Origin of the sequence: Plantactinospora sp. KLBMP9567 (genome assembly GCF_033446045.1) — a bacterium.
Lineage (GTDB): Bacteria > Actinomycetota > Actinomycetes > Mycobacteriales > Micromonosporaceae > Plantactinospora.
In genome coordinates, this window is the sequence record NZ_JAWQRR010000002.1 from 149922 (window position 1) to 170853 (window position 20932).

18 protein-coding genes are annotated in these 20932 nt (G+C 71.1%); 11 read left to right on the forward strand and 7 right to left on the reverse strand.

The window, feature by feature from the left end:
• Positions 1-4: 4 nt before the first annotated feature.
• Positions 5-1105, reverse strand: coding sequence for a DUF1611 domain-containing protein (locus tag R6Y94_RS00625; RefSeq protein WP_318393736.1), 1101 nt, complete (start codon positions 1103-1105; stop codon positions 5-7).
• 254 nt (positions 1106-1359) lie between these two features.
• Between R6Y94_RS00625 and R6Y94_RS00630 the strand changes: the two genes are divergently transcribed.
• On the forward strand, positions 1360-2202 hold the full coding sequence (locus R6Y94_RS00630; protein ID WP_318393737.1) for an aminotransferase class IV: 843 nt from the start codon (positions 1360-1362) through the stop codon (positions 2200-2202).
• A 16-nt stretch (positions 2203-2218) separates the two neighbouring features.
• Here R6Y94_RS00630 and R6Y94_RS00635 read toward each other — a convergent pair whose 3' ends face one another.
• The gene (locus tag R6Y94_RS00635) at positions 2219-2512 is read right to left on the reverse strand and encodes an NIPSNAP family containing protein (protein WP_318393738.1); all 294 of its coding nucleotides are present in this window, start codon (positions 2510-2512) and stop codon (positions 2219-2221) included.
• A 377-nt stretch (positions 2513-2889) separates the two neighbouring features.
• On the opposite strand from R6Y94_RS00635, the gene R6Y94_RS00640 reads away from it, so the two are divergent.
• The gene (locus tag R6Y94_RS00640; RefSeq protein WP_318393739.1) at positions 2890-3723 is read left to right on the forward strand and encodes an SDR family NAD(P)-dependent oxidoreductase; all 834 of its coding nucleotides are present in this window, start codon (positions 2890-2892) and stop codon (positions 3721-3723) included.
• Positions 3724-3903: 180 nt separating this feature from the next.
• On the opposite strand, the gene R6Y94_RS00645 is transcribed toward R6Y94_RS00640, so the two are convergent.
• Positions 3904-4161: a hypothetical protein gene (locus R6Y94_RS00645; protein WP_318393740.1), complete on the reverse strand. Its 258-nt coding sequence runs from the start codon at positions 4159-4161 to the stop codon at positions 3904-3906.
• A gap of 352 nt (positions 4162-4513) precedes the next feature.
• Between R6Y94_RS00645 and R6Y94_RS00650 the strand changes: the two genes are divergently transcribed.
• The gene (locus R6Y94_RS00650) at positions 4514-5122 is read left to right on the forward strand and encodes a hypothetical protein (RefSeq protein WP_318393741.1); all 609 of its coding nucleotides are present in this window, start codon (positions 4514-4516) and stop codon (positions 5120-5122) included.
• On the opposite strand, the gene R6Y94_RS00655 is transcribed toward R6Y94_RS00650, so the two are convergent.
• Positions 5078-5647: a helix-turn-helix domain-containing protein gene (locus tag R6Y94_RS00655; RefSeq protein ID WP_318393742.1), complete on the reverse strand. Its 570-nt coding sequence runs from the start codon at positions 5645-5647 to the stop codon at positions 5078-5080. The genes R6Y94_RS00650 and R6Y94_RS00655 overlap by 45 nt on opposite strands.
• A 105-nt stretch (positions 5648-5752) precedes the next feature.
• On the opposite strand from R6Y94_RS00655, the gene R6Y94_RS00660 reads away from it, so the two are divergent.
• On the forward strand, positions 5753-6679 hold the full coding sequence (locus tag R6Y94_RS00660) for an NmrA family NAD(P)-binding protein (RefSeq protein ID WP_318393743.1): 927 nt from the start codon (positions 5753-5755) through the stop codon (positions 6677-6679).
• 513 nt (positions 6680-7192) lie between these two features.
• Positions 7193-8197: a TauD/TfdA family dioxygenase gene (locus tag R6Y94_RS00665; RefSeq protein ID WP_318393744.1), complete on the forward strand. Its 1005-nt coding sequence runs from the start codon at positions 7193-7195 to the stop codon at positions 8195-8197.
• Here R6Y94_RS00665 and R6Y94_RS00670 read toward each other — a convergent pair.
• Positions 8120-9133 carry a DUF6879 family protein gene (locus R6Y94_RS00670; RefSeq protein ID WP_318393745.1) on the reverse strand — a complete coding sequence of 338 codons (1014 nt, stop codon included), beginning with the start codon at positions 9131-9133 and terminating at the stop codon, positions 8120-8122. The genes R6Y94_RS00665 and R6Y94_RS00670 overlap by 78 nt on opposite strands.
• A gap of 670 nt (positions 9134-9803) precedes the next feature.
• Here R6Y94_RS00670 and R6Y94_RS00675 point away from each other — a divergent pair.
• The 6 genes from R6Y94_RS00675 to R6Y94_RS00700 all read left to right on the forward strand — a co-directional run bounded on the left by R6Y94_RS00675 (position 9804) and on the right by R6Y94_RS00700 (position 17143).
• Entirely contained in the window at positions 9804-10367 is a 564-nt protein-coding gene (locus tag R6Y94_RS00675; RefSeq protein WP_318393746.1) for a hypothetical protein, read from the forward strand.
• Positions 10368-10382: 15 nt separating this feature from the next.
• Positions 10383-11279 carry a sensor histidine kinase gene (locus R6Y94_RS00680; RefSeq protein WP_318393747.1) on the forward strand — a complete coding sequence of 299 codons (897 nt, stop codon included), beginning with the start codon at positions 10383-10385 and terminating at the stop codon, positions 11277-11279.
• Complete coding sequence (locus tag R6Y94_RS00685; RefSeq protein ID WP_318393748.1) at positions 11257-11907, forward strand: response regulator transcription factor; 651 nt, start codon at positions 11257-11259, stop codon at positions 11905-11907. Before R6Y94_RS00680 ends, R6Y94_RS00685 begins: the two co-directional genes overlap by 23 nt.
• A 254-nt stretch (positions 11908-12161) precedes the next feature.
• Positions 12162-13250: an aldo/keto reductase gene (locus R6Y94_RS00690; protein WP_318393749.1), complete on the forward strand. Its 1089-nt coding sequence runs from the start codon at positions 12162-12164 to the stop codon at positions 13248-13250.
• A 218-nt stretch (positions 13251-13468) separates the two neighbouring features.
• Entirely contained in the window at positions 13469-13720 is a 252-nt protein-coding gene (locus R6Y94_RS00695) for a hypothetical protein (RefSeq protein ID WP_318393750.1), read from the forward strand.
• Between the two features lie 768 nt (positions 13721-14488).
• Complete coding sequence (locus R6Y94_RS00700; RefSeq protein ID WP_318393751.1) at positions 14489-17143, forward strand: LuxR C-terminal-related transcriptional regulator; 2655 nt, start codon at positions 14489-14491, stop codon at positions 17141-17143.
• Here the strand turns inward: R6Y94_RS00700 and R6Y94_RS00705 are convergent.
• Both R6Y94_RS00705 and R6Y94_RS00710 read right to left on the reverse strand, forming a co-directional pair.
• Positions 17131-18978 carry an ABC transporter ATP-binding protein gene (locus R6Y94_RS00705; RefSeq protein WP_318393752.1) on the reverse strand — a complete coding sequence of 616 codons (1848 nt, stop codon included), beginning with the start codon at positions 18976-18978 and terminating at the stop codon, positions 17131-17133. The genes R6Y94_RS00700 and R6Y94_RS00705 overlap by 13 nt on opposite strands.
• Positions 18971-20809 (reverse strand): ABC transporter ATP-binding protein, encoded by a 1839-nt coding sequence (locus R6Y94_RS00710; RefSeq protein WP_318393753.1) that lies wholly within the window; start codon positions 20807-20809, stop codon positions 18971-18973. Before R6Y94_RS00710 ends, R6Y94_RS00705 begins: the two co-directional genes overlap by 8 nt.
• Positions 20810-20932: the final 123 nt, after the last annotated feature.

A 20932-nucleotide genomic window follows, 5' to 3' on the forward strand; every position in this document is an offset into this window, starting at 1 on the left:
GCCCTCAGCGCCGGTCGCGCTCGCTGTGCCGGGTCAGCCGCAGGACGGAGTCCAGCAGGACGGCGGCGGCGCCCGGGTCACGGGTGTCGACCACCGGCACGGCGTGCTGATCTCCCTCGTGGAACGGCTTGCGCCCGAATACCGAGAAGCCGGCCAGCGCGGCCGGGATGCCGATCCGGCGGCCGAGGTCCGCGATCGTCTGGAGTTCGTCGGTCACCGGTGGGACCGGGAGGCCGGGAAACATCGCCCGGACCTGACGATCGGTGTCGTGGCACATGATGATCGCATCGGGGGCGGCCCCGTAGAGGAGATTGACCGCGTTGCCGCCGTAGACCCGGTGCAGGGTCGACGCCTGTCCTTCGACGACGACGAGTTCGTGCCCCGCGCCGGCCAGGCGGTGTACGGCATGCTGTACGGCCCCGGTGATGAAGTCCGCGAAGATGCGGTCGACCTGCACCACCGCGTCGGCGCCGCACATCGCCGCGATCTGCCCGGTCGCGAGGAAGGCACTGCGGATGCCCTGGGAGAGCGCCTCCCGGTGTACGGCCAGGGCGGTCGTCATCTTTCCGACCGCGCAGTCGGTGCCGGTCGTCAGCAGCACGGTCGCGTCGACCGACAGGTCGGCCGACAGGGTTTCCCGGGGGCCGTCGCCCCGGACGTCGACCAGTTCGACACCGGCGGCGGCGGCCAAGCGGACCAACTCGGGATCGTCGTTCAGCCGGGCGTGGGTGCTGCAGATGACGTTGAGCCGGTGCCCGACCGCCTCGACGACGAAGCCCTTCAGCCGGGCGGGGACGACGGTGTAGGCGTCCATCGAGTTGACGCCGATCACCACGCTGCGGGCACCAGCACCGCGGGCCGCGATGAGATCCGGCAGCACGGGTACCCCGAGCCGTCCGACGCCGAGGATTTCGCCGGCATCGGCACCGGCATGACGCGCGTCGACCACGCAGGCGATCGTCCAGCGGTCACCGGTCAGGATCAGGCCGGATGCCGTCTTGGTGCCGGGCAGGCCCAGTCGACCGTCGGTCCAGACGGCGACGGGATCCAGGTCGGACGAGATCGCTCCCTCGTTCTCGGCGGGTGCTTCCATGCGCTCGAACACCCTCTCATCTCGTTCTCGGCCTCGGCTCCCCCCGTGTCGTCGAGCCGGCTGCCCGACAACGGCAGAGGCCTCTCGAACATGCTCGGTCTCGGGTCAGGTCGGCACCCTGCCGAGCACGAAGTGGCCGGCACCTGTCCTACCATAGGCCGGCGGCGATGCGGGCGAGCGCGGCGTCCGGCACCGGCGGTGCTCCGATCGAGGACATGGCAGAGCTGCCACCCAGTCCTGGCAGCGCGGCGAAGGAGCATTCGACAATGGATCGGCTTGTGGCGGTCTTCGGCAGCGGCCTGGTCGAGGCGGACACGCCGATCGTGCACGCCGACGATCCGGGATTGCTGCGCGGCGACGGGGCGTTCGAGGCGTGGCTCCTCGCCGCCGGAGCGCCCGTACTGCTGCCCGCCCACCTGAACCGGCTGTACCGGTCGGCAACGAGGCTGGAGCTGTCGCTGCCGGAACCCGACGCACTGCGCACCTTCGTCCTCGACGTGGCAGCGGCCTGGCCCCGCGATGTCGAGGCCGTCCAACGCCTGGTGTGTACGCGGGGACGGGTCGGCACCGGCCGCCCCACCATCTTCACCACCGTGGAGCCCGTGCCGCCGTGGACCTCGCTCAATCGGCAGCGTGGCCTTCGTCTCGTTACCGGCACCGTCGGGTTCCCGGTCCATGAACGCGCGAATGCGCCGTGGCTGCTGGGCGGCGTGAAGTCCCTGTCCTACGCCGTGCATACCGCCAGCCAGCGGTGGGCTGCCAACCGGGGTGCTCAGGAAATGCTCTGGCTCAGTTCCGACGGTTACGCACTGGAGTGCCCCAGCTTCAACCTGGTCTGGATCCGGTCCTCGACGATGTTCACCGTGCCAAGGTGGTCCGGCATCGTCGCCGGTACGACGGAGGGTGCGCTCATCACCCGGGCACCCCTGCTCGGCCTGGCCACCGACGAGGCCCTGGTGACCCCGGACGAGTTGCTGTGCGCGGACGGCGTGTGGCTGACCGGATCGCTGAGCGGAATCCTGGCCGCCACCGAACTCGACGGACACCCGCTGACCCGATCCCCGCTCCTCGGCGAGGCCAGGCGGATGATCGGCTATCCGGAGACCTGACGGGGACCGCCCGAGGTCAGAGCACCGGTTCGACGGTGCGGATCTCCTCGTCGAGCAGGTACTCGTGGGGATCGAGGCTCAGCGCGACGCGCTCCGGCGAGCGCCAGTAGTCGGCGTTGGCCTCCTCGAACGACTGCGGGCCGGGGTGCGACACGACCCAGAGGTGCTGCTGACGCGCGACATCGACCCAGGATCCCGAGATCTCGAAGCCGAAGCGTCGGCGTAGCGGCACGACGAGAGTTTGCCAGGCCTCCACCCACGCGTCGAGCCGCCCCGGTCGGGCGGTGTAGATCCGCAATTGCGTCGTCACGTCCCACCGCCGCCTCGGCAACCACAACGGAGTTCGGGGCCCTGACGATACGCCGACTCGGGGTACGGCGCAGGTGAGGTCTGTCGGCGTCCGTAGCCGGCCATGCGCCTGGGCGGTACGCGGACGGCGCGTTCACCGGCGGCGAGCAGGTCCTGGTCGAGGGACGGGGCGGGTGGTGGCAGGCGCCGACGGCCCAGCCGAGGCATACCGGCGGCGCCCCTACCCCCGGGAAGTCCGCAACGTCGGCGCCAGGGTCGTCGCCGGTAGCTCGGCGCGACAGCGGGCACCGACGCGCCGGTCGCCGAGACGACGCTGCGGGCGCCACCCGGCCGATGATGTCAGGACAGACGCCCATGGTGAACGGAGAATGAGCAGGGATGATCGGCCACACATCCGGAACGGTGGTGCTGACCGGAGGGACCAGCGGGATCGGCGCGGCGACAGCACTCCGCATCGCCGAGTCGGCCCAGCGGCTGTTCGTGCACGGTCCGGAGCCGCACTCGGCGGTACGGCCGCTGGTCGAGAGAATCCGTGCGGCCGGGCGGGCCGAGGTCGTTTACGCGCAGGCCGACTTCGACCGCCTCGACGACGTCGTGGCGCTGGCCCGGCAGGTGGCGGGCGCCACCGACCAGGTCGATCTGCTCATCAACAACGCGGGTCGTCCCGGTGCGGAGAGCCGCCGGTGCAGCGCGGACGGCTACGAGGCGACGCTGCAGACCAACTATCTGGCGGCCGTGTTACTCACCGAACGGCTCGTACCACTGATGCCCGCGACGGCCCGGATCGTGCACGTGTCCTCGGCGACCCACCTCTCGGCGCACCTCGATCTCGACGACCTGCAGTTCCACCACGGCTACCAGCCGGCTGCCGCGTACGCGCGGTCCAAGCTCGCGCTGGTCGCCCACGCCGTTCGCCAGTCCGGGCACTACCGGCCCGGGATCGTCAGTGTCCATCCGGGGGTCATCGACACCCGGCTGCTGCACGCGATGTTCGCGGTCCAGGGCAGGAATGCGCCGTACGGGGCTGCGAACGTCATCCACGCCGCCGGTGACCCCGGCGTGCCGAGCGGGGCCTATCTGGACGAGAACCGGGTGGCCGAGCCGGCCGGACAGGTCCGCGCGGCAAGCTTTCGAGACGATCTCTACCGACGCACCATGATTCTGCTCGGTCCCTGGCTCGACGGCCCTGCGGCCCAGCCGGACCCTGCGTAGGTGCTGCGGCATCGCCTGCCAGGCGGGCCGGAAGGACGGATCCTGTGCTGTGCGTGGGGGAGTAGTACCCCGTCGAGCCGGCCGGCACCTACCCGGTGCCGGCCGGTCCTGACGTGATGTCGTTTCCGTCACCGGCCAGGATGCACGACACAGCGGGAACCCGGTGAACGTCGGCGGGCGTCAGTAGGTGAAGGTCCAGAGGAAGTAGTAGCCGGGGCCGGTGGGGCCGTACTGGCGGTACTCGCAGTAGTACCAGCTCCACAGGCCGGTCTGGGCACCTTCGCTGCCGTAGCTGTTGCAGAACTGGCCGTCGGAGTAGACACCACGCAGGGTGCCGCCCGGCGGGTCCGCAGCCGCCGGAGCGGCGCCCATCCCGAGCAGCCCGCCCAGTGCGAGCGTCACCGCCGCTACCAGGGTCGCTCGTCTGCGTCCGCGCATGAGACTCCTTTCCGTTACCGTCCACAGTGCAGAGCGACTCCCCGTTGAGCCGGCGCCCGTGACATCGAAGTTTGTAAAAGTCAGGCTCACACGGGAGGGTATGATCCGGCTCACGACAACGGGTGATGCTGCAGCGACGATCCGTCAACGCGGTCTCCGTCGAACGGGCATCCGCCCTGGCGGCGTGGGAGTCGGCTCGGGGCAGCCCCGGCCCGTCCGGCGATCGCATCGATTATGTCGACACACTCAGGTCGGTCCTTCCGGGCGCCTCGGGGGCGCGGCTTTGCTGTCGCGTACCGCGACGTCCGGCTGGCGGCGGTTGACTGCGCGGTCTTGGTGCGAGGAGGGCCTTGTGGAGATTCGATTCGACTTCGGCGACGAGCGTGGTCGGGTGTTGGTGGAGGTGGTGCCCAACACTGACCCGGTCGCCGTCGGCAAGAGCGAGCGGGACCTGGGCATGCCGGTGTGTACTGCCTCCGTCGAGTTCAGTGCCTGCGGCTACCGGTCACTGTTGGGGTGGGTGCAGTTGGTTCGGGAGCCGAGTGCGGCGGACCCGTTCGAGGTCGACCCGTTCGACCTGTTCACCGACTCCAGTGCACCGTTTGCCTGGTACGGGTTCCGGCCGGTGTTGTTCGACGCTCCCTCCCGGTGGCGTACCGGTGCCGTGCAGTGGCAGGCACACAGCTTTTTGACGATCGGCCCCTGGGACGGGGACCGGCGACTCGTCGTCCCCCTGGTCGGATTCGCCTGGGGCTACCACCAGGACTCACGCGGCGAGCTTCACCTGTCGCCGCTGCACCTGCTCGGGCCGGCCGACTGGAACGGCCACCGTCCTTACCTGGCCGAGCAGTATCCGACCTGGAGATTTGGCGACGGTGATCCGCTCGCTCCTCGGATCGGACGGCGTTCCCCCGACTCATCGCTGACGGGGGCTGATTCCCGCCACGGTCAGGCCGAGTAGTCGGTTCGCTTCGGCGGCGGGGTTCGCGTGGTTCTCCGTGGCCAGGGCGATGCCGGTGATCAGCGCGAGCAGGTCGGTGATCGTTACCCCCGGGGCCAGCGCGCCGTCGTTCGCGGCGCGGCGCACCAGGGGGTCGCCTGCCTCGGTGAGTCGATCCGAGGCGCAGTGCTCGGGTGGCACCCCGAGGTCGGCTGTGCTGTGGCGGGCCAGCGCGATGGCCAGCCCTCGGATGGTTGCGGCGTACGCGGTGACGGTGCTCAGCCACTCCAGCAGCGCGGCCCGGGAGTCGGCCGCCTCGGTCAGGTCGCGAGCGTGGGCGCAGAGTGTTTCGATCCGTTCCCGGAAGACCGCGTCCAGCAGGCTGCGGCGGCTGGGGAAGTGCCGGCGCAGCGTGGCCGATCCGACTCCCGCGGCGCGGGCGATCTGCTCCAGAGATGCGTCGGCGCCGTGTGCGGCGATCGCCTTCTCGGCGACCGCGAGCAGGCGCGCGTAGTTGCGCCGGGCATCCGCACGTTGGCCGGTCATGGCGTCCTGTCTCGAGGTTGCTAAGTGGCGGGGGCCTCCGTATCGTAGCGATGCAGAAACGGCGGACCCCGCCGTTTAATCCGTGCGCACCACAGGAGGAGCTCCGTGTCCACCGATCCCGCATCCGTCCTGGTCGTCGGTGCCACCGGACAGCAGGGCGGCGCCACCGCCCGTGCCCTGCTCGCAGCCGGCGTTGCCGTCCGGGCGCTGGTCCGTAATCCCGCGACCGACCGGGCCCGGGCCGTCGAAGCACTCGGCGCCGAACTGGTCACCGGCGACCTCCACGACCGCGACTCCGTGATCCGGGCCGCAGAAGGAGCCCGAGCCGTCTTCTCGGTGCAGATGCCCGCGGTGAGCGGAGTCGCTATCGACTTCGACGGCGAATTGACCCAGGCAGTCAACCTGATCGAAGGCGCGCTGGCCGCCGGTGTGCCGCAGTTCGTGCAGACCACCGTCTCCGGAGCCGGACAGCACACCGAGGCCCCCGGCTGGGCCGATGGCCGTTGGGCCGCCATGGAGCCGTACTACACCACCAAGGCCGGCATCCAGGACCGCGTACGCGAGGCGGGCTTCAGGTACTGGACGCTCCTCAAGCCGGGTTTCTTCATGGAGAACTTCCTGCCCGCCGTGGCATACCTGTTTCCCCGTGGTGTCGCGGGTGGCCTGGTGACCGTCCTGAAGCCCGAGACCCGGCTCTCGCTCGTCGCGGTCGACGACATCGGCGAGGCGGCCGCCGCCGCCGTTGCCGAACCCGATCGGTTCAACGGGGTCGAGCTGGAACTGGCGAGCGAATACCTGGCGATGACGGAGATCGCCAAGATCCTCTCCCGCGCTCTGGGTACCGGACTGACCGCGCCCGACATGACCGAGGAGGAGGCGGTCGCCGCGGGAATGCCGGAGTGGGCGGGTACCTCCCACGAATTGATGAACGTGGCCGGACAACCCGCCCGCCCGGAATACGCGCGGGTCCTCGGTATCCCGCTCACGACCTTCGAGGAATGGACGCGCCAACACCTACGGGCCGTAGCCTGACCCTGCCTGGACCTGCGGGCGAGTCGGCCGCCGGCCGGCCCGTGCTACGTCAGGACTGGTGCAGTGCTGGCGGACCGCGTCCGACTGTCGGGTTCGGGAGGCGAAGCTGAACCCGTACCCGCACTTCACCACTGAGGTCGCCGGGTGCGAAATCGTCATTCAAACGTTTCCACCGAACCGGTGGATATCAATCCTGGACAGAAGCGAAGGAATCTCATCCGATGATGTGACCGGCGCCCGGTCAACTCACGGAGGAGAACTTGCCGACCGCCTGTTGTCGGCCGATCGCCGAGAAGGCAGTTGTCCCGGTCGGCGATGCTCGGGCGTGCCGCGCGTACAGCCCTCTGGGCTGGCCCCACCGGCGACTTGTTCGCCCGTGGCTCCCGCTCCGGATCGTGCGTCGACGGCCCGGGAAATCCGGTTAGGCCGGTGACGTATCCTCTGCGAGATAAACTGAGTGGATCGGTTTGTCGGCTTTGAGTCGACCCTGAAACGTATCAGCGGAGGATAGTGGTGTCTGGTAACACGGCGCCCCCGATTGGACGGCTGCTGCTCGCGCCGACGGACGGCGCGGCCGTCCGGGCGCTGGCCAGCCGGGTGGTGGCCGATCTCCGCTACGATCCGCCCGTCGCGCGGCTGCGCCAGATTGCGCTGATGAGCCAGGAACTTCCCCTGGAGCTGCGCCGGGCCCTGATCGACTTCCGACTCTCCACGGACAGCGGTCTCGTCATCGGTGGGCTGCCCATCATCGACACCGACCTCGGCAGCAGCCCTCCAGTTACCGTGCAGCCCACGCGCCATGACGAACTCGCGCGGGCCGACGCGATGCTGCTGCTCATCGCATCGTTCCTCGGCTACCCGGTCTCGCAGGCCGGTGTGGACGAGGGGCGGCTCGTCCGGGACGTGAGCCCGCTGCCCGGCAACGAGACGACGCAGCGCGGCTCCGGCTCGTCCGCCGAGCTCATGTGGCACAACGAGGACGCGTACCATCCGCTGCGTCCGGATTGGATCTGCCTGCTCTGCCTTCGCAACCCCGACCGCACCGCGACCAGCTTCGCGCGTATCCTCGACGTCCCGCTCGACGAGCTCACCCGGTCGCTGCTGTTCCAGCCGCTCTTTCGCATCGAGCCGGACTCGTCGAACGTGGCCAGCGAGACGGGCAATACGCCGCCCGCGGTTGCCGTGCTCAGTGGCGACACCAGGCGCCCGTTCGTGCGGCTCGACCCGGCATTCATGAACTGCGGCCCCGAGAACGGGGCGGCCGGTGACGCCTTGGCGGCAGCCATCAAGGCCGTCGATCGCAGCCTACAGGACGTGCCACTCGCCCCCGGCGAGATCATGATTATCGACAATCTGCGCAGCGTCCACGGGCGCCGGCCGTTCACCGCCCGCTACGACGGCAGCGACCGGTGGCTACGCGTGGTCCACGCGACCGCCGACCTACGTCGATCCGAGGGGTTTCGCACCGGGGACCATGGGCGAGCTGTCCTCGCCGACGTGGGTCTGGCTCACAGGTAGGGCGTTCATCCACAGCTCGTGGAATCGCTCGGCCCTGTGACGCACCGTCTCCTCGTTGAGTACGAGCCGGGTGGTGAGCCGCCACGGCGCGCCGTGCGCTTCACGGCGCGAGACTGGCGTCGTGTCGTAACAGAGCTGCTCATCGAAGATCACGAAGTCGGACAGCCCGCCGTCCTGCGGTGTCTCGCTGCCGTCCACCAGCCGCACCTCGACGCCGGCGCCTTTCTGCAGTGCGAGAATGCGGCTCAGCTCCGGGTGGGTCACCAGCGTTGCTGATTCGATGATGAACACCCGCCGGATCACCACACCGCGGCGGAGCGCCATGCGTTGCAGGTCGAGATACCGGGCGCCCAGGTCGCTGAGCCAGAAACCGGCCTCGAAGCCGACGCCGTCCGCGTTGATCGTCGCCCAACTGGTGGCAAGCAGGGACACCCTGGTGCCGCGGGTCAGGGCGAGCAGGAACTCCCGGTCCTCGCCGTCGTAGAAGACCTCGTGGCCGTCGGACAGCGACTGCAGGGTATCGGCGAGCCGCTTGGTCTCGCTTGCCGCTAGGGCCTGCACCAGTGGGGGGGCCGCCTGCGTGAGGTGCGCAGAACGGCGAATCACCTGCTTGAGTAGTTCGCGGCGGACTGCCGACTGCTCTAGCTCAGCCATCAGTTCGGTCGCCTCGTCGACGCTTTCGAAGCCGCGCTGAATCATGTTGCGCAGGCCTTCGGTCGTCTCGCTCTGGAGTCGCTCGGACTCGGCGAAGCGACGTTCCATGTCGATCAGGTATTGCGCAAGGAGCGTTACGCCGCCGATGACTATGGTGATGATCAGTTGGTCGGCGAGGGTCACTTCGAGGACCTCGTCGAACAGAGCGGAGCCGGCGAAGCCGATGAAACCGGTGAGCAGCGTCCAGCCGATCTTCCGCAGGAGTGTCGTACTGCGGGTCATGCGGTCTCCCTCCCTGCTCGATGGTATCGATTACGGCCAACTTCAGGGCCTTTGATCTAGTGTCGAAGCTTCCACGGCGTCCGGACCGCGGCCACCGACGGTTCTGCCAACTCCTGAGATCGAAAGCTGATCGGCCAGACTCGATGCCTATTGGGAGCCCTTTTTCGTGTGATCTCGACCCGGTGCAGGACGAGAATTGCCTGTACGATCGCTGTCGCTCCGCGGCGGCAACACTGCCCACCGACTCCCACATCGGCTACTACGACGATGACGCCTACCCGACACCGGCAGTGGCGGACGTTGGCCGAATTCCTCGACAGGAACCCCGACCGCCCGGGTTGAGGAGGAACGGTCACGCGGAGACGCGGGAGGTCGAGGCGTTCCCGGAGGCCGCCGGCAAGCAGCACCTCGGCCGCGCGGCCGTCCCGACCCTCCGTCGATCACCGATGCTGACACGTCGTGCTTCCGGTGCGGTGACCCGGTGGCCTGCCGTGGGTGGCGGACCAACCAATCGTTAACTGGCTCGGCCTAGATTCCGGTCCTGATAGCTGCGCTGCGGGATGGGTGAGATGATCGCATTTGGTCGGTGGGGACGTGCCGAAGCGGCAGGTGGATCCCGCCGCGCCGACGACACCCGGCGGTACCCTCGAGCCGGGCGGCGGAGCCGGCCGTGACGTTGGGCCTCGGCCCGGGCCGGACCGGGCGGGCACTCCCGGGCCAACCGGTGGAGCGGACCGGCCAGCAGGACGTCATGCCGACCGGCGACGCGGTGCCGCTCGGCAGTGCGCGACCGCCCACCGAGATCGAATCGTCCGACCAGGTCGGACGCGGATCCCGTTCCGATACCGGGTCGCCGCCGTTCTCCCCGGCACACGGTGGGACGGGTGGGGACCGAACGCGGAGGCCGGCCGAGGGTCCGGAGCCGGCCGCGGTCTTCATGAGCTGGGTCAGCCGGCTGTTCGACCGGCGGATGCTGCCGCTGCGGCTGCTGATCCTGCTTACCTGTGCCGTGGGATACCTGGTGCAGTTGCGGGACCCGGCGACACCCGTACGCCCGGTCGACTGGGTCCTGGCGATGACGGCGGTGGCGGTCAGCGCCGGCAGTGGTCGGTGGCCGCTCGCGATCGTGCTGGTCCAGTCAGCGCTGCTCGGCACGGCCGAACAGGTCGGTGCGAGCTTGCTGGTACCGATCAAGGTCGGCGCCAGTCTGGCGGTCTTCGAGCTGGCGATGTAGCGGACGGGGTGGCAGTTGCTCGTCGGCTGGAGCGCGCTGGCCGGCGTCTACGCGACCCGGGTCGTCAGCGGCCTGCCGCTGGACCTCGCGCCGGTGCTGTACCGGGTGACCGTGCTGATCGGCCTGCCGCTGCTGCTCGGTGCGTACCTCCGCTCGGTCTGGCAGAAGGCCCGGCAGGCCGAGCGGTGGCTCGCCGAGGAGCACCGGCGCCGGCTGTCCGAGCAGGCGCTGGCCCGCGCCACCGAACGCACCGCGATCGCCCGGGACCTGCACGACATGGTCGCCCATCACATCGCGTCGATGGTGCTGCGGGTCGGCGTGGCCCGGCATGTGCTGCCGGAGACCGACCCGAAGGTCCGGGAGGTACTCGACGACGTACATGCCAGCGGTACGAGCACGCTGGCCGAGCTGCGCCGGCTGGTGGGACTGCTGCGCCGGCCGTCGACCGGTACGAGCCTCGACCAGCCGCTGTTGGATCCGTCCGAGCTGCCGAACGCCTTGGCCGAGATGGTGCAGCGCAGTCGCAAGGTCGGGCTGCGGGTCGACGCGTACGTCGATCCCCGGATCACCGGCGTGGACGCGGTACGCGGTCTGGCCGTACTCCGGCTGGTCCAGGAGGGGCTGACGAACGTGGCCAAGCACGCCGGTACCCGAGCCCGGGTCTCGGCCGCGGTACGGATGACCGCCGACGGCGACGTCCGCGTCGAGGTCTGCGACGACGGTGGCGAGGACCCGACGGAGGCGGCGTCGTACGGCCTCGGTCTGGGGCTGGCCGGAATGCGTGAGCGGGTGGAGATCCTCGGCGGACGGCTTGCCGCCGGCCCGACCGACCGGGGCTGGCGGCTGCACGCCCTGCTGCCCGGGGCGGCCCGGTTGAGCAGGGCGCGTCGTGATCCGGCTTCTGCTCGTTGACGACCAACACCTGGTCCGGGCCGGGCTGCGGATGCTCTGCGAGGCGGCACCGGACGTCGAGGTGGTCGGCGAGGCCGAGAACGGGAGTGCGGCGGTCCGCTACGCCCGAGAGGTGCTGCCCGACGTCGTACTGATGGATCTCAACATGCCGGGTATGAACGGCATCGTGGCCACCGAGCGGATCCTGGCGGCCCGGCCGAGCGTCCGGGTGGTGGTACTGACCACCTTCGACGACGACCACCTCTACGCCGCGCTGCGGGCGGGCGCATGCGGGTTCCTCGTCAAGGACGCCGCCCCGGCCGAACTCCTGGACGGCGTCCGCAGGGCCGCCAACGGCGAGAGTCCGTTCAGCGCCGATGTGTTGGGCCGGCTGGTGGCGACTGCCGTCGGCACGCATGCCGGCGAACGCGCGGCTGACCCGGTGGCCCGGTTCAGCTTCACCGGCCGGGAACGGGAGGTCCTCGAACTGGTCAGCGGAGGGCTCTCCAACGGCGAGATCGCGCAACGGCTGGGCCTCGGGGTGACCACGGTCAAGACGTACGTCACCAGCCTGTTGGCCAAGATCGGCGCCCCGAACCGGGTCCGGCTGGCCGTGCTGGCGGTCCGGGCCGGCATCGGCCGCGGCTGAGCCCGTCGCCGCGTCCGGCTCCCACGCTTCCGGTTACCCCCGATGTCGTGACCCCACGGCCCGCGCGCCTCCTCCACCTGGCCGGTTCCCTCGGCCGACCGGCCGGCCGGACGCCCCGGCGCCGGTCGCCGGCAGCAGGAGGTGCCGGGTGCGACGCCGGAACGAACATGGTCGGTGTAACGCGCCGACGGCGCCGGAGGGCAGGGCCGTCCGTTCTCCGTCGGGCGATGTCCATGACACACGGAGGAGTCCCCATGGCGTTCCCCAGCGACCCACCGGCTTCCCGCCCGGGCGGGAACCCGACCAGGCGAAACCTGCTGACGGCCGCCGGAGCGGCCGGCGCCGGCGCGCTGCTCGCCGTCGGCGCCGCCGGCCGGGCCGAGGCCGTCGGCGCCGCACCGGCGGGACCGGCGGCCAATCGCAGGAGCGGCGGTGAGATCACCCGGGTCGTCGGGCGGACCGGCGAACGGCTCCGCGCGGTCGGTCTCGGCACCTTCATGACGTTCGACAAGCGGCCCGGTGCCCCGCGGGGCCACCTGCGGGAGGTGCTGAAGCGGTACTGGGAGGCGGGCGGCCGGGTGGTCGACACCTCTCCGCTGTACGGCGGGGCCGAGCTGTCGGTCGGTGACTTCGCCACCGATCTCGGCATCGCCGACGACATTTTCCTGACGAACAAGAGCTGGTCCACCGGTGAGTACCTCAGCGACGAGAGCCACATGGTGCGGCAGTTGGAGACGTCGAAGACCCGGCTGTGGCGCGACAGGATGGACGTGTTGCAGGTGCACAACCTCGTCAACGCCGAGGCCGCCGTGCCGATCCTGCGGCGTTGGAAGGGCGAGGGGAAGATCCGGTACGTCGGGGTCAGCCACCACGCGCCGCAGTACTATCCGGCGATCGAGGTCCTGATGCGCAACTTCGACGTCGACTTCGTGCAGGTCCGCTACTCCATCTTCACCCGGCACGCCGAGGAGCGGATCCTGCCGCTCGCCGCCGATCGGGGCATCGGCGTGATGGTCAACATGTCGATGGAGAAGGGCCGGCTGCACAAGCTGGTCGAGGGGCACCGGGTGCCGGGCTGGGCGAGGAGCTTCGGCGCCGGCACCTGGGCGAAGTTCTTCCTGAAGTACGTCCTCTCGCACCCCGCCGTCACGGTGGTGTTGCAGGCCACCAGCGATCCGGACCACCTCGACGAGAACATGACCGTGCTGCGTGGCCCGCTGCCGGACGCGGCGACCCGGGCGAGGATGATGCAACACATGATCACGGAAATTCCTGGCTTCGCCGACCTGGAGAGCATGCCGTGGTATCCGGGCAAGACGTTCGACGGGTACGTGAAACTCTGACCAAGGCCTGGAGCGGAGCAGAAAGACCAAGGCCTGGAGCGGAGCAGAAAGCTGCCTCGGCACCGCCGAGGCAGCTTGCCTGCTCAGGCTAGCCACCGGTCGGGGACGTACGAGCCGGAACGCCACCTTCACTCGCCGCCCAGCGGCTTGATCGGCAGGACCGGGCGCTCGGGGAGATCATCCCCTCGAGCCTCGGCATTTCCCGCCACGTGTTGCAGGTGACCGCCGGCCTGTCCGCCGGCGGTACGCTGCTGGCCGCGCAGTTCGCCCGGCACCTCCCGCCGCGACAAATGCTCATCGGTTACGAGGTCTGTTTCTTCGTCGCGTCCGTACCCGCTGCCGGGGCCCCGATCGCGACCGTGTTCGCTCCGGCCTTCATCGCCCAGGGGCTGCCGACCAGCCTGATGCTGATCGCCGCGTTACCCCCGCTGGTCACCTCCTGGCCGGCGGCCAAGATACAGAAGCGGTAGGGCAGCGCCCGGCGTCGCCGTCCCGGCCGGCCAGGCAGCCACGCACGCTGGGTATCCGACAGACCGGATCCCAACCCTCGGGGCGACGCTACGATTTTCTCGACGCCGTGCAGAACCCCACGCCAGCCCTCGGGATCGGGATTCCGAACGGTAAAGCGAGCGCGGTACGCACCTGGTCTGCTTCGGCTCACTTTGTGTAATCCGAACGGATCAGTTCGGGTGCGCGCGTCCGGGAAGATCAGCGGATTGGTCGCCATGACGTATTTGCGGAGTCGGTCGGTTCTTGCGCCGTCGCATATCTGTCGTTGATCATTTGATCCGGTCGGGGGAGAGGATCGTGCGCATGGCACACGCGTTGTCGACACGGTCCGTCGGGTCGTCGCGCGCCGGCCGTCCAGCCTGCGTTCAGTCACGATCCAGTCGCGCCTGGCATCGTCGGCCAATCCAACGACATTGAGCGAGTACTCGTGATGCTGGTACGGGGGATCCGAATGCCGAATCTCCGCAGGGCAAGATCCAGCCAAGGGCTGAGCTGGACCGGATTCTCCACTGCGGAAGCGAGAGGGATCCCGGTGTGCTCGTCTCGCAGGCCCGGTGCGTGGCCCATTCGCCACCGGTCACCGACTTGACCGCAATTCGGGTACGTCGCCCGAAGTTTCTTCCGACGATAAGGAAATATTCGTAGTCGGCGTTGCCGAACCGAATTTCCGAACGACACAGTCGACATCTGGCGAGATGTCGGTGTCCGCGGCAGGGAGGGGGCAATCCGTGGACCGCATCCGGACACCACTGGTCGCACGATCCGGCCTGGTCCAGCAGATCATCACCGCGCTGACCACCGACCGGGGGGCCGTACTGGTGGGGCAGCGGGGGACCGGCCGTACGACACTCGTCGAGATAGTGACCCGGCAACTGTCGACCGACCGCTACGCCGTCACCCGTACCACCGCCACAGAAGCGGGACGTCCGATTCCGTTCGGGCCGTTCTGCCAGCTGTTTCCGGTCACCGGCGACCCCGCCCTCGTACCGGGCAGGATCCGCGCCGAGCTGGTACGGCGTGGACGATCACGCACGCCCCTACTGGTCGTCGAGGACGCGCACTGGATGGACGACCGGTCGGCGAGTACCCTGCTCGGTCTCGCGCACGACAGTCACATCCGGTTGATGGTCACCACCCGGGCCGACGTGGCGACGCCCGACGCCGTCGTGGCGCTCTGGAAGGACCGGCATCTGCGTCGGGTCGACCTGCCACCGCTGGACCCGGCGGAGACGGCGACCCTGATGCGGGCGATGCTCGGTCACGCGGTCGCCTCGACCACCGTGCAGCTTGTCTACCAGTGGACCGGCGGCAACCCGCGACTGGCGACCGAGCTGGTCCGGCACGGCACCGCCACCGGCCGACTGGTCCGGGACCGGGGCCTGTGGTGGTGGCGTGGTCCGCTCAGCGTGCCACCGCAGCTGGTCGAGCTGTTCCTGCCCGAATCCAACCGGCTCACCCCGACCCACCGGGACGCGCTGGCCGCGCTCGCCGTGAGCGATGACCTGCCGATCGAGCTGATCGACCGGGTTGCCCCGGCTGCCGTCGAGGAGCTGGAGGATCTGGACCTGCTGCGTACCACGGACACCGAGGACGGGGTGTCCGTGGGATTCAGCCATCCGTTGCTCCAGGCGATCGCCTGGGCACAGGTGTCACCGGCCCGGCGGCGCCGGGTCGCGTCGGCGCTGGTCGAGGCGGCCCGCGAGGTCGGTGGTACGGCACCGGATCCGGTCACGGTCGCCCGCTGGCAGGCGGCCGTGGGTGTGCCGGTCACCGGGGCGGTGTTGACGGATGCCGCCCGCCTGCTACGTTCGCACGATCCGGAGCAGGCACTCCGGCTGGCGCGGATCGCGTTCGGTCGGGACCGGTCCGCACGCGCCACGGTCGTGCTGGCCGACGCGCTCGCCGAGCAGGGTACCGGACGCGAGGCGCAGTCGATACTTCACCAGGCGACCGCGTCCGAGCGTTCGGCCGCCGGACGCATCGTGCTCTCGGCGGCGCTCGCCCTGCACCGCTGCGCGACCGAGCGTGACCCGGCGTCCGCCCACGCCGACCTGCGGGCGCTGCGCGCCGTCGCGTCGCTGGACGCACCCGAGGCCGACGTCGTCGACGGTGCCGGCGCGCTCGTCCTGCTGGTCGGCCAGCGCCCGGCCGAGGCCATCCGGGTCGCCGACCGGCTGCTGCACCGGCTGCCCCACGGGTCGGCCGGCGGCTCCTCCGCGCTGCGGTGCCGGATCGCCCGTACGGTGGCGCTGGCCCTCGTCGGCCGCACCGACGAGGCGGCCGCCGCCGGCGCGGCGGTGGTGGCGGATGCCGGCGGCGGCGCCGGGGCCCCGGACACGGCGGGCCTGGCCGCGGCGGCGCTGTCCCTGGTCGGGCTCTGGCGGGACGGCAGCGCGTCGCTGCCGGTCACCGATCCGATCCTCGGGCGCTGGCCGAGGCCGCCGGGGACGGTACCCGGAACCCGGCTACGTGCCGTCGACTGGCCGCTGCTGGTCGGGTACGCACGGCTGCTCCGTGCCGAGTACCCTGCCGCGATCGAGCCGCTGCGTGAGGCGCTGGCGCAACAGGCCGTCGGTTTCCGGCCGTTCCGGTCGGAGGCGTCGGCGTGGCTCGCCGTGTCGCTCGCCGGGACCGGGCAGCCGGACGACGCGCAGCGGGTGCTGGACGTGGAGCCGCCGGACCGGCTGGCGATGCTGCCGGGCCTCCGGCCGTGGGCCGACGGGGCGGTCGCCGCTGCCCGAGGCGACACCCGGTCCGCCGGGCGACGTCTGGAGGAGGCGGTGGCGGCGGCACACACGGCGGGTTGCTGGAGCGTCGAGCTGCAGTATCTGACCTGGGCGGCGCGGCTGCCGCCCGCCGACCAGCCGGTCGCCCTGGCCGACCGGCTGGCCCGCTGCCTGCGGTACGTGGACGCGAGGCGGCTGGTGACCGAGGCGCGCGGCGAACTGGCGCTGCTCAACCGTGACCGCCCGGGCCTGCTCGAACACGCCACCCGGCTCGCCGAGATCGGGCTGCACCGGCCGGCATGGCGGCTGGCCGAGGCCGCCACCTGGGTGTCGCCCGGGCGCGACCAGGACTACGCCCGGGCCGTCGCGCTGGCCGGTCGGCTCCGCGGCGCCCTCGGCCTGCCCGCACCGAACCTCGCGTCGCCGACCCTGACGGCCCGGGAGAACGAGGTCGCGGCCCTCGCCGCCACCGGTCTGCCCAATCGGGAGATCGCGACCCGGCTGGTCGTGTCGGCCAGGACCGTCGAGAGCCATCTGGCCCGGGTGTACCGGAAACTCGGCATCGGTTCCCGTCGTGAGCTGCGGGCGGACTGGTTCAGCCGGGCTGCCGAGGGCGGTCCGGGGCCGCCGACCACCCCGGACACCTACCTGGTCTGACTCGAGCCTGCCCGGACCTCGCCCCGGGCCACCGCCGCAGCCGACTCCAGGACCGTCGGGCCGGAGACGTACGCGGCGGCGTGCAGCGCGTACATCTCGGCGTAGCGACCGGCCCGGTCGACCAGCTCGGCGTGCGGGCCGTACTCGACTATCCGGCCCTCGTGCAGGACCACGATCAGGTCCGCGTCGCGCACCGTGGTGAGCCGGTGCGACACCACGACGGTGATCGGCGCATCGGTGGCCGACCCGCCCGGTGCGAGGTACCTGTGCAGCAGTTCGGCCTCGCTGTCCGGGTCGAGGCTCGCCGCCGGCTCGTCGAGCAGCACCACCGTGGGTGCGGTCCGCATCCGGCCCCGGGCGAGCGCGAGCTTCTGCCACTGGCCGGACGACAGGTCGGTACCGTCCGGAAACGTCCGGCCGAGCCGGCTGTCGAGGCCGGCGGGCAGCTCTGCCACCACGGTGGCCGCGCCGGCCGATTCCAGCGCACCGCCCACCGCCTCCCGGTCGTCGATCGAGCCGAGCCGGCCGACACCGACCGACTCCCTGGCCAGCAGCTCGAACCGGCAGAAATCCTGGAAGACCGCGGTGACCCGGCTCCGCCACAGGTCCGGATCCACCTGCGTCAGGTCCTGCCCGCCGAACGTGATGCGCCCGGTCGACGGTGGGTAGAGGCCGGCCAGCAGCGCGACCAGGGTGGACTTGCCGGCACCGTTGTCACCGACGACCGCGACGGTGGCGCCGGCCGGCAGCCGGAGGTCGATCGGGCCCAGCGCCGGAGTCGCCTCGCCCGGGTACCGGAAGCTGACGCCGTCGAGGACGAGGTCGCCGCGCTCGGGCAGGTCCCGGCTCCGCCCGACGGTGGCACCGGCGTGCGGATATCCGGCCAGCCGCTGGTAGAGCGCGACGGTGTGCAGCGAACGACGCAGCCATCCGATCAGGAAACTCAGTCCGGTGGTGGCGCCGACCAGCCGGGTGCCGAGCAGCAGCACCAGGACCGCCTCCCCGGCCGACGCGGTGCCGGAGAGCACGGACCGGGTCACGATGTACAACCCGCCGACGAGCGCGACGCAGAACAGCAGCCAACCGGCCGCCACCGCGACCGCGCCGCGAGCCCGGGCAGCCTCCCGGCGGCGCGCCGAGACGGCGAAGGCCTCCCGGTGCCGGGCGGCGATCTCGCCACCCAGCCGGTACAGCCGGACCTCGGGAGCGGCGGCCGGGTCGGTGGCCAGGGTCAGCAGCGCCGCGCGTTGGCGGTCGGCCTCGGCGCCGGCCACCTCGGCCGCGGCGACGAGGTTCGCCTGAGCGCGGATGGCGAGGGCCAGCGGCACGATGAAGACCGGCAGCAGGGCCAGCACCGGACTGACGACGGCCATCAGGGCCACCGCGCCGACGAACCGGGCCAGCAGGCCGGCGTTCTCCACCAGCGCTGCGAACGCCCCGCCGAACTCGGTGCGGCGCTGCCGTACCAGCTCGGCCGTGTCGAGGAACTCGGGGTCGTGGTAGTGGCTGACGTGGGCGGGACCGGAGCACAACGCCATCAGACGGCGGTCGAACTCGAGTCCGACCCGCTGCTGGAGCACCTGCCGAAGGTCGGTGGCGACCGCGCTCGCCTGGTGCACGAAGACGGTGACGAGGACGAGGACCAGACCGCCGGTCAGCGCCTCGGTGACCTGCCGGGCGACCGCGCCGTCGACCATGCTGCGCAGCCCCAGCGCCTGCGCCGCCGCGACGATGTTGAACAGCGGGACGAAGACCATGACCAGCACCGCGCGTCGCGGGTCCGCCCGGACCGCGACGCCCACCACCAGGCGGGCGGCGCTCCACCAGCTACCCACGACGGCCTCCTGCCGGATCGGTGAAGGGCGCGGACTGCACCCGGAACATCTGGGCGTACCGGCCGTCGGCCGCGAGCAACTCGTGGTGGCTGCCGTACTCGCTCACCCGGCCGCCCCGCACCACCGCGATCCGCTCGGCCAGCCGGACGGTGGCGAACCGGTGTGACACCAGGATCGTGGTGATCCCGGCCGTGATCTCCAGGAACCGGGCGTAGAGTTCGTACTCCGCCTCGATGTCCAGGTGTGCGGTGGGTTCGTCCAGGACGAGGACCTTGGCGCCCTGCCGCACGGCGTAGAGCGCCCGGCTCAGCGCCAGCCGCTGCCACTGTCCGCCGGACAGCTCGGTTCCGCCGGTGTACGCGCTGGTCAGCGGGGTCTCCCAGCCGCCCGCCAGCCCCTGCTCGACGCCGAGGAAACCACCGAGCCGGGCGGCCTCGACCACCGCCTCCGTGGTGCCGGCCGCCTCGACGGCGCCGAAGGCGATGTTGTCGCGTACCGAGAACGGGTACCGCCCGAAGTCCTGGAACACGACGGCCAGTTGCCGGCGCCAACTCGCGAGATCGTGATCGTGCAGGTTCCGCCCGTCGACGAGGATTCGGCCGGCGTCCGGCCGGTACAGCCCGGCCAGCAGCTTGGTGATGGTGCTCTTGCCGGCGCCGTTGTCCCCGACGATCGCCAGCGAGGACCCGGCCGGGATGACCAGGTCCAGGTCGTCGAGGACCGGGCGGGCGTCGCCGGGATATCCGAAGGAGACCCGCTCGAATCGGATCTCCCGGTGCGGCAGCCCCGTCGCGGCCGGCCCGGCGACGGCGGGCCGCTGGCCTCCCAGCGCGCTCACGGCGAGCGCCGGCGGTACCGCCGCACTGGCCAGGTGCAGCCGCCGTTGCAGGTCGCCGGTGAACCCCAGGGCGAACAGTCCCAGCAGGGCCTGGAGCGCGATGGTGAGCTGCCCGACCGTCGGGTCGCCGGTGCTGGCTCCGTACGCCAGCGGGATCACCACGACGACGTGTGCCGCCAGCAGCAGCCCGCTGGCCGCGAGGTGCCGCCGGCCGTCGGTGGTCTTGCGGCGCATCTCGACGATGCCGTCCCACCATTCCCGGGCGAAGCGTTCGGCGAGCCACTGGTGCAGGCCGAACAGGCGCAGCTCCTTGGCCGACGGCGCGGTCACCGTGATGTCGCGCAGGTACGCCGCGTGCCGTAGCTGCACGGTTCTCGCGGTGTTGGCGACGACGGCGCGGGCCATCTCCTTCTCCTGCCAGCGGCCGGTGACGATCCAGGCGGCGCCGAGTACGACCGGCATCCACCACTGTCCGGCCCAGCCGAGCAGGACCGCGGACGCCAACCCGGTGAGCCGGAGCGGGACCAGCGCGGCCAGCGCGTTGACGGCCTGTCCGGGGGCGTGCGCGCCGATCCCGACCCCGCGGGCCTGCTCGATCTGGTCGGCGACGTCCGGGTCGTCCAGGTGCGCGACCCCGGCGGGGCGCAGCGCGCCCTCGACGGTGCGTTGGGCCAGGCTGCCGTCGACCGCGGTACTCAGCTTCGCGGTGACCATCGCGCGGATCGGCTCCAGGGCGATGTCCAGCACGAGCGCCAGCGCCAGGAGGATGAGCCCCACCCACGCCGCCAGGGACGCCGCCGGGCCACCACCGGCGGTCAGCGCCGTGACCAGCCGGCCGATCGCCAGCGGCAGCAGCACGACGCCCGCGACCTGTCCGGCGACGAGCGCGGCGAGCAGCGCGGTGAGCGGGGCGTTGACCCGGGGCAGCTCGCGGACGAGCGCCGAGACACTGCCGGGGTGGCGGGTCACGCCGGCTGTCGGTGAGGTCGACACGGGCACACTCCTTGCGACGTCGACGGGTTCGGTACAGCGCCGCGGGGGGGCCCCCCCCCCCGGGGGGCCCCCCCCCCCCCCCCCCCCCCCCCACCCCGGGGCGCCCCCCGCGGCCGCGCCCCC

Coding starts and splice junctions, on each gene's coding strand:
- R6Y94_RS00630 (WP_318393737.1), top strand. CDS start 1,360: ATGGATCGGCTTGTGGCGGTCTTCGGCAGCGGCCTGGTCGAGGCGGAC.
- R6Y94_RS00640 (WP_318393739.1), top strand. CDS start 2,890: ATGATCGGCCACACATCCGGAACGGTGGTGCTGACCGGAGGGACCAGC.
- R6Y94_RS00645 (WP_318393740.1), bottom strand. CDS start 4,161: ATGCGCGGACGCAGACGAGCGACCCTGGTAGCGGCGGTGACGCTCGCA.
- R6Y94_RS00655 (WP_318393742.1), bottom strand. CDS start 5,647: ATGACCGGCCAACGTGCGGATGCCCGGCGCAACTACGCGCGCCTGCTC.
- R6Y94_RS00670 (WP_318393745.1), bottom strand. CDS start 9,133: ATGACCCGCAGTACGACACTCCTGCGGAAGATCGGCTGGACGCTGCTC.
- R6Y94_RS00690 (WP_318393749.1), top strand. CDS start 12,162: ATGGCGTTCCCCAGCGACCCACCGGCTTCCCGCCCGGGCGGGAACCCG.